Source organism: Curtobacterium sp. 22159, from assembly GCF_052045775.1.
In the GTDB taxonomy this organism is placed as follows: Bacteria; Actinomycetota; Actinomycetes; order Actinomycetales; family Microbacteriaceae; genus Curtobacterium.
Map to the genome: position 1 here is coordinate 97,278 of NZ_JBQEPN010000001.1, position 14,827 is coordinate 112,104.

Annotated in this window: 19 protein-coding genes; 7 read left to right on the forward strand and 12 right to left on the reverse strand. The window is 65.3% G+C overall.

Annotated features, from left to right (window positions below):
• Positions 1 to 44: 44 nt before the first annotated feature.
• On the forward strand, positions 45 to 1,493 hold the full coding sequence (locus ACTJKO_RS00510) for an RHS repeat-associated core domain-containing protein (protein ID WP_440684570.1): 1,449 nt from the start codon (positions 45 to 47) through the stop codon (positions 1,491 to 1,493).
• Positions 1,490 to 2,359 carry a hypothetical protein gene (locus ACTJKO_RS00515; protein ID WP_440684572.1) on the forward strand — a complete coding sequence of 290 codons (870 nt, stop codon included), beginning with the start codon at positions 1,490 to 1,492 and terminating at the stop codon, positions 2,357 to 2,359. Before ACTJKO_RS00510 ends, ACTJKO_RS00515 begins: the two co-directional genes overlap by 4 nt.
• A gap of 69 nt (positions 2,360 to 2,428) precedes the next feature.
• Here the strand turns inward: ACTJKO_RS00515 and ACTJKO_RS00520 are convergent, their stop codons facing one another.
• The 7 genes from ACTJKO_RS00520 to ACTJKO_RS00550 are packed head-to-tail and all read right to left on the reverse strand — an operon-like array spanning position 2,429 to position 6,790.
• Positions 2,429 to 3,454, reverse strand: coding sequence for a hypothetical protein (locus tag ACTJKO_RS00520; RefSeq protein WP_440684574.1), 1,026 nt, complete (start codon positions 3,452 to 3,454; stop codon positions 2,429 to 2,431).
• Positions 3,454 to 3,708 (reverse strand): hypothetical protein, encoded by a 255-nt coding sequence (locus tag ACTJKO_RS00525; RefSeq protein WP_440684576.1) that lies wholly within the window; start codon positions 3,706 to 3,708, stop codon positions 3,454 to 3,456. Before ACTJKO_RS00525 ends, ACTJKO_RS00520 begins: the two co-directional genes overlap by 1 nt.
• Positions 3,696 to 4,547: an antitoxin VbhA family protein gene (locus ACTJKO_RS00530; RefSeq protein WP_440684577.1), complete on the reverse strand. Its 852-nt coding sequence runs from the start codon at positions 4,545 to 4,547 to the stop codon at positions 3,696 to 3,698. The genes ACTJKO_RS00525 and ACTJKO_RS00530 overlap by 13 nt, the downstream gene beginning before the upstream one ends.
• Positions 4,548 to 4,600: 53 nt before the next feature.
• Positions 4,601 to 4,879 (reverse strand): hypothetical protein, encoded by a 279-nt coding sequence (locus tag ACTJKO_RS00535; protein ID WP_440684579.1) that lies wholly within the window; start codon positions 4,877 to 4,879, stop codon positions 4,601 to 4,603.
• Between the two features lie 13 nt (positions 4,880 to 4,892).
• Positions 4,893 to 5,888: a hypothetical protein gene (locus tag ACTJKO_RS00540; RefSeq protein WP_440684581.1), complete on the reverse strand. Its 996-nt coding sequence runs from the start codon at positions 5,886 to 5,888 to the stop codon at positions 4,893 to 4,895.
• A 10-nt stretch (positions 5,889 to 5,898) separates the two neighbouring features.
• Entirely contained in the window at positions 5,899 to 6,216 is a 318-nt protein-coding gene (locus tag ACTJKO_RS00545; protein ID WP_440684583.1) for a hypothetical protein, read from the reverse strand.
• Positions 6,209 to 6,790: a hypothetical protein gene (locus ACTJKO_RS00550; protein WP_440684585.1), complete on the reverse strand. Its 582-nt coding sequence runs from the start codon at positions 6,788 to 6,790 to the stop codon at positions 6,209 to 6,211. Before ACTJKO_RS00550 ends, ACTJKO_RS00545 begins: the two co-directional genes overlap by 8 nt.
• A gap of 212 nt (positions 6,791 to 7,002) precedes the next feature.
• On the opposite strand from ACTJKO_RS00550, the gene ACTJKO_RS00555 reads away from it, so the two are divergent.
• Positions 7,003 to 7,239 carry a hypothetical protein gene (locus ACTJKO_RS00555; protein ID WP_440684587.1) on the forward strand — a complete coding sequence of 79 codons (237 nt, stop codon included), beginning with the start codon at positions 7,003 to 7,005 and terminating at the stop codon, positions 7,237 to 7,239.
• 372 nt (positions 7,240 to 7,611) lie between these two features.
• On the opposite strand, the gene ACTJKO_RS00560 is transcribed toward ACTJKO_RS00555, so the two are convergent.
• Positions 7,612 to 8,310 carry a hypothetical protein gene (locus tag ACTJKO_RS00560; protein WP_440684589.1) on the reverse strand — a complete coding sequence of 233 codons (699 nt, stop codon included), beginning with the start codon at positions 8,308 to 8,310 and terminating at the stop codon, positions 7,612 to 7,614.
• A gap of 98 nt (positions 8,311 to 8,408) precedes the next feature.
• Between ACTJKO_RS00560 and ACTJKO_RS00565 the strand changes: the two genes are divergently transcribed.
• Positions 8,409 to 8,918 (forward strand): hypothetical protein, encoded by a 510-nt coding sequence (locus ACTJKO_RS00565; RefSeq protein WP_440684591.1) that lies wholly within the window; start codon positions 8,409 to 8,411, stop codon positions 8,916 to 8,918.
• A gap of 214 nt (positions 8,919 to 9,132) precedes the next feature.
• Here ACTJKO_RS00565 and ACTJKO_RS00570 read toward each other — a convergent pair whose 3' ends face one another.
• The gene (locus ACTJKO_RS00570) at positions 9,133 to 9,465 is read right to left on the reverse strand and encodes a hypothetical protein (RefSeq protein WP_440684593.1); all 333 of its coding nucleotides are present in this window, start codon (positions 9,463 to 9,465) and stop codon (positions 9,133 to 9,135) included.
• 90 nt (positions 9,466 to 9,555) lie between these two features.
• Here ACTJKO_RS00570 and ACTJKO_RS00575 point away from each other — a divergent pair, with 90 nt between their 5' ends.
• The 3 genes from ACTJKO_RS00575 to ACTJKO_RS00585 all read left to right on the forward strand — a co-directional run bounded on the left by ACTJKO_RS00575 (position 9,556) and on the right by ACTJKO_RS00585 (position 11,702).
• Positions 9,556 to 10,260, forward strand: a complete 705-nt coding sequence (locus ACTJKO_RS00575; RefSeq protein ID WP_440684595.1) for a helix-turn-helix domain-containing protein — start codon at positions 9,556 to 9,558, stop codon at positions 10,258 to 10,260.
• A 110-nt stretch (positions 10,261 to 10,370) separates the two neighbouring features.
• Positions 10,371 to 11,186: a hypothetical protein gene (locus tag ACTJKO_RS00580; protein WP_440684597.1), complete on the forward strand. Its 816-nt coding sequence runs from the start codon at positions 10,371 to 10,373 to the stop codon at positions 11,184 to 11,186.
• A gap of 36 nt (positions 11,187 to 11,222) precedes the next feature.
• Positions 11,223 to 11,702 carry a hypothetical protein gene (locus ACTJKO_RS00585; protein WP_440684599.1) on the forward strand — a complete coding sequence of 160 codons (480 nt, stop codon included), beginning with the start codon at positions 11,223 to 11,225 and terminating at the stop codon, positions 11,700 to 11,702.
• A gap of 251 nt (positions 11,703 to 11,953) precedes the next feature.
• On the opposite strand, the gene ACTJKO_RS00590 is transcribed toward ACTJKO_RS00585, so the two are convergent.
• The 3 genes from ACTJKO_RS00590 to ACTJKO_RS00600 all read right to left on the reverse strand — a co-directional run bounded on the left by ACTJKO_RS00590 (position 11,954) and on the right by ACTJKO_RS00600 (position 14,815).
• Positions 11,954 to 12,208 (reverse strand): DUF3892 domain-containing protein, encoded by a 255-nt coding sequence (locus tag ACTJKO_RS00590; RefSeq protein WP_440684601.1) that lies wholly within the window; start codon positions 12,206 to 12,208, stop codon positions 11,954 to 11,956.
• A gap of 148 nt (positions 12,209 to 12,356) precedes the next feature.
• A complete protein-coding gene (locus tag ACTJKO_RS00595; RefSeq protein WP_440684603.1) occupies positions 12,357 to 13,010 on the reverse strand; it encodes a hypothetical protein in 654 nt (217 codons plus the stop codon).
• A 275-nt stretch (positions 13,011 to 13,285) separates the two neighbouring features.
• The gene (locus ACTJKO_RS00600; RefSeq protein ID WP_440684605.1) at positions 13,286 to 14,815 is read right to left on the reverse strand and encodes an exonuclease domain-containing protein; all 1,530 of its coding nucleotides are present in this window, start codon (positions 14,813 to 14,815) and stop codon (positions 13,286 to 13,288) included.
• Between the last annotated feature and the right edge of the window lie 12 nt (positions 14,816 to 14,827).

A 14,827-nucleotide genomic window follows, 5' to 3' on the forward strand; every position in this document is an offset into this window, starting at 1 on the left:
CCCCCTACTCGTACCCAGCATCCGGTGCAGCTAACCCGCACGGCGTGCAAACGATCAGCACCAGCGACACCGGCAGCGACGACACCTACGGCTACGACCAGGCTGGCGACACGACCGCCATGCCAGGGCAGACCCTGACATACGACGCGGACGGGCGCATCGCTACCGTCACGAAGGACGGCAAGACACAGGCTGACACCTACGACGCCGACGGCACCCTCCTCGTTCAGACCGACCCGGACGCCGGAACCACTCTGTTCCTTGGCGGCACCGAGCTGCACAACCACCCTGACGGCACGACCACCGCAACACGGACTTACACCCTCGACGGAGCATCGGTCGACGAACGCACCACTGACGGTGGGAGCAACAAGGTCTTCTCGCTCGACACCGACATCGATGGCACCGCCGACCTTGAGATCGGCGCGAGCGACCAGACCATCACCCGTCGATGGGTTGACCCGTTCGGCAACGAACGAGGTGCTACAACGAACTGGTCCTCAACGCACGGCTTCCTCAACAAGAGCGAATCTGCACTCACTGGGCTCGCCCAACTCGGTGCGCGTGCCTACGACGCGCCCCTCGGACGGTTCCTTTCCGTAGACCCCGTCTTCGCGCCAAACAATCCCCAGCAGGACAACGGGTACAGCTATAGCGCAAACAGTCCCATCACAAACGCCGATCCGTCAGGCGCCTGCTACCTGGCATACAGCGATTCCCTCGACTTCCACACCAACTGCGCTGGGGGTATCCAAAAGCCTGTCACCCACGGGAGTAACGCCGCGGTTGGCGCGTATGGGAGCAAGTACACGCCGCCGCCGGGCTACCGGGCACGCCCACGGCCGACACCTGTCCACTCCGGAGGCGGATGCTCGTACGACGGCGGAACATTGTGGTGTCCGACGGAGGCTTACACGCGGATGGCGGCTCCGCAAGTCGACCCCGCTCAGGCACGACGCCAGCACTTGCAAGCCCTCGTTGACGAGGCGCTCTGGGAACACGCGATGGCGACCAGTCAAGCGTGGCCTTGGATCAAGGCGGCCGCGGAGTGGGAACACGGGCACGTGGGGGCGCTCGAGGGAGTAGCGGGGGCTTACGGAGGTGCGTACGGCGACGAAGGCGCGAGCAGTGATGCGTACGGAGACGGCGGCACTAGCAGCGAGGCTCCCGACGAAGCGGACGTAGTGCCAGGAGTAGTTGTGCCGGCAACGCCCACCGAGGGCATCTACGTGATTCGAACTGCGCGCGGGACCTACGTGGGCCAGTCTGGCAACATCGATCGTCGCCTGGCAGAGCACGTCGTCTCGGGTAAGTTCAGTCTTGATGAAGTATCGTCGGCGGAGCGTTTCGAAGTCACCGGCGGGAAAACTGCACGCGAGGTTGCGGAGCAAAGGAAGATCGATGAACTCGGTGGAGTCGGAAACTTGTTGAACAAAGTGAATCCCATCGGTCAAAGACGGATTGCCTTGATGGGGCCTGGATACACTCGATGAGTTTCGATATCGAAGAGGGATCGTCGGGATACAAGCGCTTGGTCCTCCGAGGGGCCTGGAGTGCTGAGGCTCATGCTGTGTGGGAAGGAGGCGACTTCGACGCGCTTGAGCTGAACTACGCTCGCGGCTTCGTGGGTGGAATCGACTTCCTCCACGGCCTCACCGTTGCCGATCTCACGCTGATCGATCGCACTGTTGAGGACCTCGGCGCCCTTTACGCGACCGGAGATGTTCTCAGGAGCGCGACCCTAGCGATTGCGCCGCGAGTCAATGTCGATCTGGAACTTTTGCCTCACGTCGAAAGACTCAGTATCGAGAACTGGAGCCAGATTGCGAGTTCTATCGATGCACTTCCCGGACTTCGAGATCTCTACGCTGGCGGATACGGGGAGGCGGACCTCCAGCCATTAGCTGACGCGCCCGGTCTTCGACGACTTCGGTTGAAAGATCGCCCAGCACTGGCATCGCTCCGCGGCGTCGAAGCATTCCACGAGCTCGAAGAGCTCCAGATCGTTGGCGCCCGGAAGCTTCACGACTTCGGCTCACTCGAGGGGATCAATGACGGGCTGACTCGACTGTGGATCGAGTCTTGTAAGAAGCTCGACGATATCGGGTTCACGAGTAGGCTCAACGCTCTGATAAGCCTCGCGATTGCCGACTGTGGCTCGATCGCAAGTATCTCTCCGATCGCCGGCAACTCAGCGCTGCAAGAGGTTCTCATGTGGGAGAGCACCGATATCGCGGATGGCGACCTCTCCCCGCTTATGACGCTACCGAGCCTCCGCACTGTACGGATGAAGAACCGGCGACACTACGTTCCGACGGTTGGGTCCATTGCGGCAGCCATTGGGCAAAGTTACCCGTAACGAAACCTGGCCGAGCGGGTTCCCGCCCAGAGTCAGCAAGTTCCCGCAACGAAAAGTGCCCGCAGCGAGTCAGCTCGGCAGGTTATGTCTGAGGTCGTATCCGGTGTCGGCGAGGAACTGCAGCCGGTTTCGTACTTCCTCAAGCGAGGCTGCGTCGTCGTCGTTGCGCAGGTCGGCGCGGAGGAGCGTGTTGGCGGTGATGATGTCGTCGGTGCGGTCGGTATAGCCGGCGGCGGCTGCGGTGAGGACGATGGTGGGGTCCGCGGGACGGACGAGCTCCGTCCCCGCGAAGCCGACCATGTCGGGTTCGAAGCCAAGCGCCGCCATATCGACTTCGTGCTCGGTGATCGCGACGACCCGGTATGGCATGTTCCGTTTGCTGATGGCTGGGTAGCCGGGTCGGTCGGAGATGGCGCGGCCGGAGATGCGGCATCCGGCTTGGATGAGTCGTTCCGCTTGCTTGATGAGCGGCAGGTCGGATGTCCACCGTGTCCGGACCCCGCCTGGTCCGGGGTAGCAGGCGATGGCGAAGTCGACGAGTCCGCCGACTTGCCGGGCTTCCCATCCGATGTCGGTGCGGTGTACGCGTTTGCCGAGTCGTGCGAGCGCGTCGTCCACCTGCCCGGGGGTGAGCCCGGTCCGGACCAGTCCGTCGAAGGTGGAGCCGTCGACGGCGAGCATTCGTGCGACGGCGAAGGTGACGTAGATGGGTTCGGCGTCCTTCCACCGGTCGCGCACGCCGAGGACCTGCTCGCCGTCGATCCACACCCGTCGCCGGTCGACGTCCACGAGCAGTACGGTTTCGGTCTGCTCGGCGAGAACGATCTGCGTCGCGGTCACGGTGCGCGGCGCCAGCAGCAGCAGGTCTGCGTCTGCTTCCTCACCGCGTGGTCGCTGCGTCAGCGAGGGGAAGCGTGCGCGGCGGCCGTCTGGGAGGCGGATCGTGTCGTGCGACTCGATGATCGCGGGGATCCCGGCGAGTTTGAGGACGGAGAGGGCGATGGTGAGGTCAGTGGAGTCGCCGAGCCCGTACGGCATCGTGATCTGCGGCCTGCCGGCGTACGCGGCAGCGACCCATTCGAGTCGGGCCCCCATCAGCTGCGCTCTCCCGGAGTGTCGGGTCGGATGAGTGCAACGAGCCGTCGGGTCGCTTGGAGGAACGGTTCCCACCCGGTGCGGGTGTCGCCGTGGGCTGGTTCGCAGATGGTGTCGGTGGTGGTGCTGCGGATGATGACCTGCCGAAGCTCCGTACTGGGTGGGTCGCGGAAGAACACGTGCCCATGCACACCGGTGACGTCGAACGCGACGTTGAGGAGAAACACGTCGGGCCGGGGGTTCATGGTCGCCACCGGCGTCCGCGGAACAGCGCGATGATCGTCGCGAGTGGCCGTCCTTCTCGCATCCAGTCGAGCGGTGTCAGGACCTGTTCGTCGACGGTGAGGAAGTCGAGGGGCGTGGTCATGAACTCCGTCATCGCCGCCGCGTCGAGGAGCGGCTGCGGGGCTGCCGCGTAGAGGACGTCGAGGCCTGGCAGCAGCGACGACGGGTCGCCGAACTCGGGGAGGGCGGGCTTGACGAGTTGCCAGTCGGGGATGCGTTCCTCGCCGTCGAGGTCGAAGCTGAGCAGCCGGTTCGCTTCGAACTGCTCCCCGACCTCCTCAATGCTGATCTGCAGGGCCGCAGCGACTTCCGGCTCGGTGAGGGTTGTGTTGAGGAGGTTCCGGCGGATGCGGGCTCGTGTGGTCTGCCACCAGTCCTCGGGAACGTCTGCCGGGCCGACGGCGGAGTGTTCGGGTTGGCGGGGAATCTGTCGGCCTTCGTCGGCGTAGGCGCTGAGTTGTTCGCGGGTGACTTCACCTCGGGCGTACATCCACAGCTGCGACTGCCAGGGCATGTCGTCCGGGAACCCTTCCAAATAGCCCGAGTGAATCACCGCCCGGACGGCCTTCTCCCGCTTCGCGATCTCGGAGGCAGGGATGAGGAGGGTCTGCACGATGCGGTTCGCTTCCCGCACCGCCGGCACGCTCAGATCCGACAAGACCGTGTTGGTCTTGTCGTAGAGCTCGTACCCCGGCTCGACGTCGACGGCGCGGACGAGGATCTGCGCCAGGTGCGCGTCCGGATTCTCGGTGTCCTCGAGGAGCACGTGCCCCCAGAGGATCCGGTCGTTCGACAGGTGCAATGACACCAGGCGCATCATCAGCAACTACCTCCAGAGGGAACGGGTGGGAGCAGGACGGATCAGGACTGCAGGAAGTCAGCGGCGGTGCGGCCGATGCGGTCGGCCGTGTAGCGGAGGAGGAACCGCATGATGCGGTCCGCTTCGACCATCGCCGGCACCGACGGGTCCTGCGCAGTCGGGTCGACGTTGGTGAGGCGGAACCAGGGCGGTCCGTCGGCGTGGTCGATGAGGACCGTCGGCGGTGGATTGTCGGGGTGGTCGGGGTCGGTGAACATGACGGAGCCGAAGAACCGGGTGTCGTCGTAGGCCAGCGTCAGTGACAGCAGCTGCAAGGTCATCAGCGGGCTCTCGTCAGCTGCTGCTGGGGTGCCAGCGGAGGTCGTGGGCGAGGTCGGACCGGAAGTGCAGCAGCTGCCGCAGCCCATTCACCGCGTTCGTGTTCGCGGCCACCCAGCTGTCCTCGTAGAGGACATGCGCGGTGATGACGTCGTCCGTGCAGCACCCCTCAGCGCCGGTCAGGACGGTGGTGTCCTGCGGGATGACGACCTTTACCGTCGCGTCATCCGCCGACGCCGGCTCGTAGCCGAGCGCGGCCATGTCGGGATGCTCGGCGAAGAACGCGGTCAACCGGTCTGGCGGGACGAGTACGCCGGACTGCTGCGCCGCCCACCGGTCCGACATCACCCCACCCAGCCCGATTAGCTGGTCCGCCTGCTGGTCGATGGTGGTGTCCCTGCGCCAGCAGGTGCGAATCCCTCCGTATCCCGGATATGCCGCGAGGGCCCAGTCGACCAGTGCGGGCCGGTCCCTGGCTTCCCACCCGATGGGCGTGTGGAAGACGTGCGCGCCGAGGGCCGGCATAGCGGCGCGGACCTCATCGAAGGGGATGCCGATGCGGTCCGCGATGGCATGCGTGCCGCCGCCGTGCATGACGATGCTGCGGGCGATCGCGAACACGCTCCGCCACCCTGGGGTCGCTTCCCGTTGCATCGATGTGCCGGACAGCTGCCGCCCGTCACCCCACACCCGCCCGCGTTTCCCGTTCACGACCACCAGGTCGGGGTATCGGCGCACCAGTGACAGCACCCCGCCCTCGGACCCGCCAGGCAGAAGGATCACATCATCCACCCGGCCCTCACCACCATCGCCGTCGGTGACGGTGGTGGTCGGGTCCGGGGTGGCGAGAAGCGCCGTGCGGCCGTCGTCGAATCGGAGCCGGTCGAACGCCTCCACTCGTGCGGTCAACCCGGCAGCAGCGAGGGCGGTGAGGGTCTCGGTGATGTCGATCGTGTAGCCAAGCCCGAACGGCAACGACAGCATCGCCTGCTCATGCCGGATGGTTTGCACCCACCGCCGGTCAGACATCAGCCGCACCAGCCGCCTCAGAACCACGGCCCACCGCACGAAGCTCCGACAGCACGTCCATCACCTGTGTCGCTGCTTCCAGCAGCGGGTCAGCCGGATCCGACAACGGTGTTCCGTTCAGGAGCGTGAACACCCACCCGTCTTCGCTGGTGCGAGAGTTGACGGTCCGCTGCAGAATCTTCGGCCCGGTAGAGTTCGTGAACGTCATTCCGGCCAACGTCGGCCAGATCCCGGCGTCGAACTGCGCCGACAACGACAACAGCCGCAACGGCACCGGCTCGAATCGCAGCGCCGCCCCACGCTCAGGCATCGCCAGCCAACCGTGGGTCGTCCTCGGACAGCCGCTCGAGCCCGAGCCCGGACGCGTCGAGGATCGCGTTCTCGGACTCCTCGGTGGCGACGAACGACCCGATCTGCGCGTTGACCGCGACAAGAGTCCCGATCCGACTCCGCGCATCCAACACCACCGCGGCGACCTCCTCAGCAGTGCAGTCGGAGGTCAGTTCCGGCTTCGATGGGTGCAGGGCCGGGAACTCGAGCTGCTGCACCGGCGGATGCCACTTCACCCCGACGCGCAGAACACGGCCGTCGGCGTCGTTGCGGTAGAACATCGACCCGAAGGGGTGCCCCTGGTTGAGGGTGAGGTCCGCGCCATAGAGCGTCCAACCGGCGGCTGCATAAACCGGATCCCACCGCTGCACGGTGAGGGCGCCGAGCCCCATCTTCAGGCCGGGGATAAATGCCTCGCCGTCACGGACTTCGACGAAGAGGTCCCGGAGGTGTGCCGGCGCTCCATGACGGAATGACGACAGGGGAACGCGCTCCACCGTCTGTTCTGAAGCTCTCCGGCTCTCAGCGCCTGCAGCGTCGGCTTCATCGGTCATCGACACGCCTCCTCACCACGAAGCGGCGGCCGCCTCGCTGCACTCCTTACCGCTCTACGCTCATTGTAACGAGCATACGAATCTGCGTCCAGAGGTATACGCGACTGCTGCTGCTGCTGTCGTCGCGAAGCCCTACCGCGTCTCCCCGAACGGGATCGATCCGCGCATACGGTCGACGCCGCCGCACCCCGCGCCGGCAGAACGGACCGATGATGAACTCGACACGCTTTGCTTCCGCCGCGGACGGAACGCAGATCGCAACGCTCACCGACGACCTCGAAGTACGCATCCACGTACGGCCCACCGTCACCATCGTCAGCTGCACAGGGATCGCCACACTCGACTACGACGACACGGTCGACGTTGTCGCCGCGCTCACCGAAGCCATCACGATCCTCCGTGCCCGCGGAGCAGGGACGGCGAACCCGGACGATGATGCGCGACGGTAGACGCGGATCGCCACCGCCGTTCGCCGCATCTAAACGGACTGTGACACGCCATCTCGCTCTGCTCGACCAGCCGCTCTCGCCGCCCGGCGCTGGCCCGAGCGGGCAGGCGGCGCGCACCCCAGCTCGTGATGCTAGCTTGCGCGCCAGTCGGCGCACGGCGCAGGACCCAGGCTCGGCGCTGGTGGTGATGTGCGCGGGTTTGGTGTCCCTGGCTCCGCTAGCCGCGGTCGAAGCCGTGCTTGCGGGGATGCTTGTCGGCGCAGCTCGAGCTCCGGAACTCGTGTGGTCCGCGGTGCTGCTGATCTTCCTGCCCTGCATCGCGGGGCAATCTCTCTCCGCTCCGGAGCGCGCGGACTGCGTTGGTGGTGGGTCCTACCGGCGGTGGGTCTCGGAGCGCTCGGGCTCGCTCAGCTGACGCGGGCCTTCTTCGGCTGAAGCCACGAACGCCAAGCCGCTTACCCCTATCTGCATCATCTCTTCCGCGTACTCCTCGGCAAGCTTCTCGTTCGCGGCGACTGCGAACGCCGGCTGCAGGTCCGGGCGAGTCCGGACGAACTGCGCAATCCGTTTGATCGTTCCCTTTTCACACCCAGAGGGCTTCGCCGCACTGAGGACCGTGTGCCCACCGCCCCGTGCCTTCATGCCTTCCCGAACTTCGCCAAGGGCCCTTCGAACGTCTCGGTCCAGGACGGCCTGCACGCTTGCCACGATGGAGGGTGCGGCGACGAGGACAGCGAAGGCACCGACGGTGATGCCTGCGCCGACCCATCCGCCCGTTACTCCGAAGACGGCGAACAGTGCTCCCACGATGAACACACCGAATTGTGCTGTGAACCCCGGCGTTGTCGCCTCGGCGATGACGACGAGCTCGCGTCGTCGGGTGGAGTACAGGTGGCCGGTCGGAGCCCAGCCGACAAGCCAGACCAGTGCGGACACGTAGGTCACAACACCCACGAGTCGCCGGCAGGACGCCGGCCAGAAGAACGGAGCGAATGCCACCGCCTTTACCCAGGCCAACCGCCAGACCTCTCGGAGGCGAGCGGGCTGGAACGGAGCGATCTTCTCATGCACGGCAACGACCGTATCGATTACGACGCGACCGCTTCGCACAACTCACCCCCACGACCGCGCATAGGGCAGGTACCTCACTTCAGAAGGAGCCACCGCCCATGCCAGCCCAGTCCCGGGAAGTCCGCCTGCAAGCCTTCATCGACGCTGCAACCGTCAAGCACGACGGAAGGTACGACTACGAGCAGGTGCCCGCCATGTTCGTCAACGCCCACACGAAGGTCACCATCGGTTGCCCTGACCACGGTGACTTCGACCAGGAGCCGAACGAGCACAAGCGGGGGCAGCGCTGCCCGGACTGCTCCGGCCGACGCAACTCGAGAGCGAGTGTCCGCCGTGCACGATTCGAGGCTCAGGCCATCGCGATGCACGGCGACCGGTACGACTACTCGGCCGTCGTATTCGTGGACCAGCACACGGAGGTCACCATCCTCTGCCGAACGCACGGCCCGTTCACGCAACGCCCCACGAACCACCTCGACATTCACGGACCCAGCGGCTGCCCGGATTGCGCCGACCAAGCGCGGCGGCTGGCGCTCAAAGCCTCATGGACCAGACGAACGCGTCCTCAGCGGCGACACGCGAGCACCGGGAAGTACCTCGCAGCGTGAAAGAGAAACGACCGGGTCGCCCTGGGGGAGGCGACCCGGTCGTCCGGCTCGAATGTAGCGAGCCTGTCAGCGTCGAGACAGTCTGCAGTTCGACGCGTCGTGCGTCTGCTGACTGACGCGCGGTGTCAGCGGTTCCTGGAGCTTCCCGGAAGTCGGCTCATTCGCGGCAGGAGAGGGGCCAACGCCGGGCGCTGCAATTAGGGGACGGCGCCCATCAGCGGTAGCAGGACCACGCGTACGGCGAGGCGCTGTTGCTCGTAGACGCCCAGGCGGCTCCGCCGTAGAGAATGCGGCAACCGCCGTTGAGGTCAATCGACCGGAACTGGTGGACCTTGTCGTTGTAGCACCGCCACCCGTACGCGTTTTGCGCAACGAGTGTTGGCACCCACCACGAGTCATTGTTCTGCACTGCGCAGACACGTCCGAGGTCCATGCCACCCAGGCGGGTCGCCGCAGACGCCGGGGCGGCTGCGGCGACGGACACCCCGGCGACAACTCCGGCTGCGACGAGGACCGCCGCCAGGCGGGTGAGCGCTGCCTTCTTCATGTTCGACTCCTAACGTTGGCCCTCCCGACGAGGGGTGAGCACAGCTTGAAGAGTCGCGTCCGTTGAGGGATACCTCCCCCCAACGACAGAATGACCGACATGCCGCGACCCCGACCCGAACCAGGCCGACATGACACGCAACAGCAGCAGCTCGGCTGGGAGGTTCGCCAGCGCCGGGAGGCGCTTGGGCTGAGCGTCGAAGCTGTCGCCGCCGCAGTTGGCAGAGACCGCCGCGTCGTCCGGGCGCTCGAAGACGGAAGAGAGCTGCCATCAGAGGCAGTCATCCACCGTCTCGACGAGACACTGCACGCTAAGGGACTCATCGCGAGCCGATACGACGGTGTTGTCGGAGAGAAACGGCTCAACCGGTACTACCGGTCGTTCCCGACCCTGACCGCAGCGCCCGACGCCGACCCACTTTCCGACGCCTCAACGTTCATCGCAGAGACCATCCATGACGGTCAACTGATGGCGCCAGGTGAGCCGTTCACCAAGACGTGGACGATCCGGAACTCCGGGACGAAACCGTGGCGGAATCGCTACCTTCGACGTCTCGGAGACAGCTCTGGAGGTGGGCTCATCACCACCCCGCCAATGACCCGCATCGACGACACTGAGCCGGGCGACGTCGTCAGCATCCACATGCCCTGCCTTGCGCAATACGCGGAAGGGGACAGTGTCGCATCCTTCAAGATGTCAGACGAGCTTGGTCGGCTCTACTTCCCCGACCGCTATCACATCGGCGTGCAAGTGCGGATAACTGTCGTGCGCGGCAGGGCGCCGCGCAAACCCTGACTAGAGGTCGAGGATTCTCACGCTTCACGCTGACCACTTCGCGCGGACCCAGTGGTTCGTGTTGACGCTCGGCGCCTTCTGCCTGCTGATGTTCCCACTACGATGCAGTGATGGGGGATCGGGCGCATAGTCGGAAATGCAGCGAAGACAAGTCTGGCAAGCCGTGCCAATGCAAAACCTGCCATGGCGCACTTCACGGATGGGAGGGTGCGGCCGAGTACTCCTATCTCACGCTCTCGTCGGCTGCGACAGCGTCTCGGCGCGCGAAGCTGCTGCAGGACAGACGCAAGCCGGCGGCGACCGCAATTGCTACGCGAGCTGCCGACGCTGGACCGAAAGTCACGACCTACCTGACAACGAAGATGCTCACCTGGCACCTCGAACATGACTGGCCGGAAACGGACCGTGATGCTGCGCTGTCCTGTCTGAGCGACGTGTTCTCGAAAGCGGACGACGCCATGCTCGACGCTATCGCGCGGCAGGACGGGCTCAACGGTAGTCAGCGACGGCGACTTGTTGCGGCCGTCCGAGATGGACATGTGCTCTGCTCGTTGTGTGCTGGCACGTTGCGCATGCTCAGACGGCTGAAGGAAGCGGCGAAGGTCACCGCTGAGGCCGTGGCCGGAAGCGTCGTCGACGCTGCGTTTGAGCTGACCGAATCGGACCCGGACGATGCTGAGCAGGCGGCTCTGCGCCGTGTTTGTGTCGCCGTAGCCGGCGTCGGTGCCGAGCATGTTGTGGATACGCTCGTGGGCAAGCAGCATGTGCTCGCGTTGCGAATCGCTGGCGCGATGAGCTGCCCCGACTGGGCGACCCATCCAGGTGACACGGTATGGACCGAGTGTGTTAAACCGCTCGCTGCGAAGGCGCTCTCGGATGCTGAGCAGGCATGGGCTCGGAAGAAGTCGGACAGTCTGACGGTGTGACTCGCCGCATGTGATTGGAGCGTGCACGAATCTACGGTGACGATCCGGTCCGGCGACGTCTTCCTGCAGCCCGTTTCGCATACTGACGTGCGCAACATGACCCGTGAGGTCGTCGTGGGCTTCACCGATGGGGTCGCCTGGACGTTCGTTGGCCGGCAGACCAACGGGACGTGGTGGCACCCACTGCGTCAACGGCACGTAGACGCTGCGCTTAGGACCTACGAGGAAGAAGACCCGCTCTTCGCCGAACGTGTTGCAGAGGCGCTCACCGGCACCGGCTTCAGCCTCATCCGCAGCGGCGGCAACAACCCCGAGATCCCGGCGTTCGTCGTGACGGAGCCGGCAGCAGCCGCAACGACGAACAGAATCCCGCTACTGCATAGCGCCGCTGCCAGCAGTGGAACCGTCGAGGAGATGCTGCATCACGTCGTCCGCAACCTCGCCACACCGCTGCCGAAGCTCCATGCGTTCGTGATCGACGAGTCCGCGGCACGGGGTTCGCACCAAGTGTGTTGAGACCGCTTCCGCATCGACTTCGACAGCCGGGACGGGGCTCGCGGGCACGCCGTTCCCGTCGGGAGGTCCACCGAGTCGACGTCGGCGTTGCGCTTTTGAGTTCATGTCGCCATCGTGACGCCTTGCCTTGGACTGCGAGCCGCGCCCTAATGCACTGACGGCCTCCCCCCCCATAGGGCAACTGCCATTCAGCTTTACTATCGGGCGCCGCAGGGATGCCGCCACGATTTCATGGCGGCATCCCATCCCCATCAGAACGGCGGAAGGTTGTCGAGGTTGTTCTTCGTGGTGGTGTCAGCGGTCGTCTTCAAGAACTTGCGGCCGCCAGCCGTGCTCCGGACGACGACGTCCGCTCGCTGCGGGCACATCACGTAGAACGTGTTCGTCCTCGACTCGATCGACGACGCAACCTGGGCGACCGTCCACTTCCACTGCCCGGAGACGCCCACGTAGGTGAGGTCCCCGTCACGGTCCTTCTCGACGTTCTTGATCACTGAATCTGCCATGTTCTTCTCCTTCGAAGCTCGAGCGGCCGTCGCCCGTCGCGGTAGAGATGAGGGTAAGTCACACCACTGACATTGCAAAAGCGAGCGAGGTGGGCGAACACACACGCTCCGAGGGCCGGCATACCGGTGGGACGCGGGCAAAAACAGATCAGACGACGTGTGCGGTGATCAGGGCGAGAAATTCACTGCGGAAGATGAACGCGATGAGCACCGCGGCCGCGCTCGTGTAGAAGGCGAACAGCAGGCCGGTCGCGGAGCGTGAAGCGGCCGCTGCTGCCCGGCAAACGATGGGCGGCAGTGGAATCCATTCGTGGTCGGCGGCAACTCGTCGATAGGCGGCGGCAGCGCGGAGCACAGCCAGCATCCGCCGGGTTCGCCCCGCCCGCCAAAGGTCGAACGGGATCCATAGCCAATAGAAAAACGCGCCGCATGCGGCGACGCTGAGCAGCACTGTGCCGACCGAAGTGATAGCAACCTGCAGGTCGCCGCTAGTAGCCGATGCGGTCACCATAGAGCTGGTCGTCGCACTGAGCATGGTCGTCCCGAAGAGCGCTCCGACGGCGAGGCTCCACTTCGAGAACGAATATCCGCGCTGCCCGAGCACAGACGTCTGATGCAAGGGTTTGAGCGGAGGTAGGAACGCAGCGGCGACGACTCCGACCGTCGATGTTGAAAGTGCCCAGAGCAGAAGCACGATCCCCAGCGTGGCCCAAAGACCTCTCGAGATGGACGGTGCTACGCCCGCAGTGAGGGTTGCGGTGATGATTGCGCCAATCGTCGAAAGCGTGACGATGCCGCTCACCCACAGTCGGATTCGCTCGAGGAGTTGTCTCGTCCGGGGGTGCTGGAGCCTGTGCGTGAGAGGAGTCGTCACGCCTGAATGATCCACGCCGCCACCGACAGTCTCGCGACCGCCTCCTTTCCCTGCCTATCGATGGGTGCGTCGCTCAGGAAGGTCTTCTTAGGTGGCGGTTAGCATTCGCGCATGGCGGCCGATAGTTCAAGGGCGCAAAGGCACTGCGGACAAAGCGACCTTGCCGCAAGGCAGGCAGCAACCTCACCGCCGCGTAGCCGGTGTCAGCGGTGGGCTGCCGCGTACGCGTCGAGCACTACCTTCGGTAGCCGGCCGCGCACACCCACTTCGAGTCCGGCCGCGACGGCCCATGCGCGGACGGCTGAGGGGGAGGGTGGAGTGGCTTCAGCACTGGGCGCTGGTATCAGCGCCGGTGCGGCAGGGCGGGTGGTTGATTGGGCGGTGCGTTCCGTTGCCGGCTGCAGATGTTGTAGGAGCGTGTCGAAGATGTCCGGGTGAACGTGGCGGGTGCCGATTTCCTGCGCTTTCGCGAGCTTGCCACCGGACAACGATCCGTCGGTCACGAGCATCACCGTGAGTCGGGACACCGAGCTGATCACCCGGACGCCGAGTTCCTCGGCTCGTTGTTCGAGGCGGAGACGCTGCGTCTCGTCGCAGCCGGTGAACGCCACCCGGTCACCAACCCGCAACGGTTCACCGTGCGGCCACGGGTCTGGAAGCGGGCCAAGGCCGGCGCCAAGCCGAGCGTGCCGAGCGGCGTCCGCCCGGTCAAGGACCTGCTTCACCTTCGAGTCCGCAACACCAAGCAGCGACGCAACCGTCTTCAACTCACGACGTTCATCGTGGGAGACACGTCCGTCGTCGACCGCTCGGTGCGCCAGGGCAAGCAGGAACGCTTCATGCGCTGCGTGCACGTCCGACGGGGACAGCTCGAACTCGGCGATCAGCTCCTGCAACGCGTCCGCTTCCGCGTCGCTTATGTCGCCGTCCTCGAGCGCGTCGAACAGCATCTCCACGTACGCGGTCGTGCCAACCGGCGCACCCTCCTCAACGACCTCCAGGAGAGACAATGCGGTCAGCTGCTGCAGCAACGGTGGCGTGGACGGCTTCGGCGGGGTGATCCGTAACGGCCGGGCGCGTGTACTGCTGCTGGCAGCGCGTTGCTCCGCCGTCAACGGCTGCCGTGCTGGCGACGTGGGCCATTCAGTAATTCGAGCGGCGGCTAACGCTTCCAGCAGAATCGGGTCCGGACCGCCGTTCACCGTCACATACGCGCCGAGCAGACCCGCTGCTGCCCGAGCGTCCCCGAGCGCAGAATGCGCGTCGTCGAGACGCACTCCGACCGCCCAACAGCAGTCCACGAGGCGGCGACGGTCCATGTCTGGCAGGTACGCGTAGCTGGCGTCCAAGGTGCAGTACGCGGCGATCCACGGAACACTCCACCCGGCGGCCTTCAACTCATTGCGGAGGAACGCCAAGTCGAACTTCGCATTGTGCGCCACCACCGCAAGACCCGACAGGGCTGCCACCACGGTCGGTGCTGCGTCTGCAAACCGTGGCTGCCCGACAACATCCGCCTGCGTGATCCCATGGATGTGCGTAGCACCGACGGGGCCTTCGGGGTCAAATCGGGACACCCACTCATCCACGACCGCGCCGGACTCGTCGAGGCGCACGATGGCGAGTTCCAAGATCCGGTCGCGTTGCGGGGACAGGCCGGTGGTCTCAACGTCGATGACGGCGAAGGCTGGAACCTTCTCTGGAGCGGGAGCAACCCGGACCGGCGGGGTCACGGGCTCCGGATT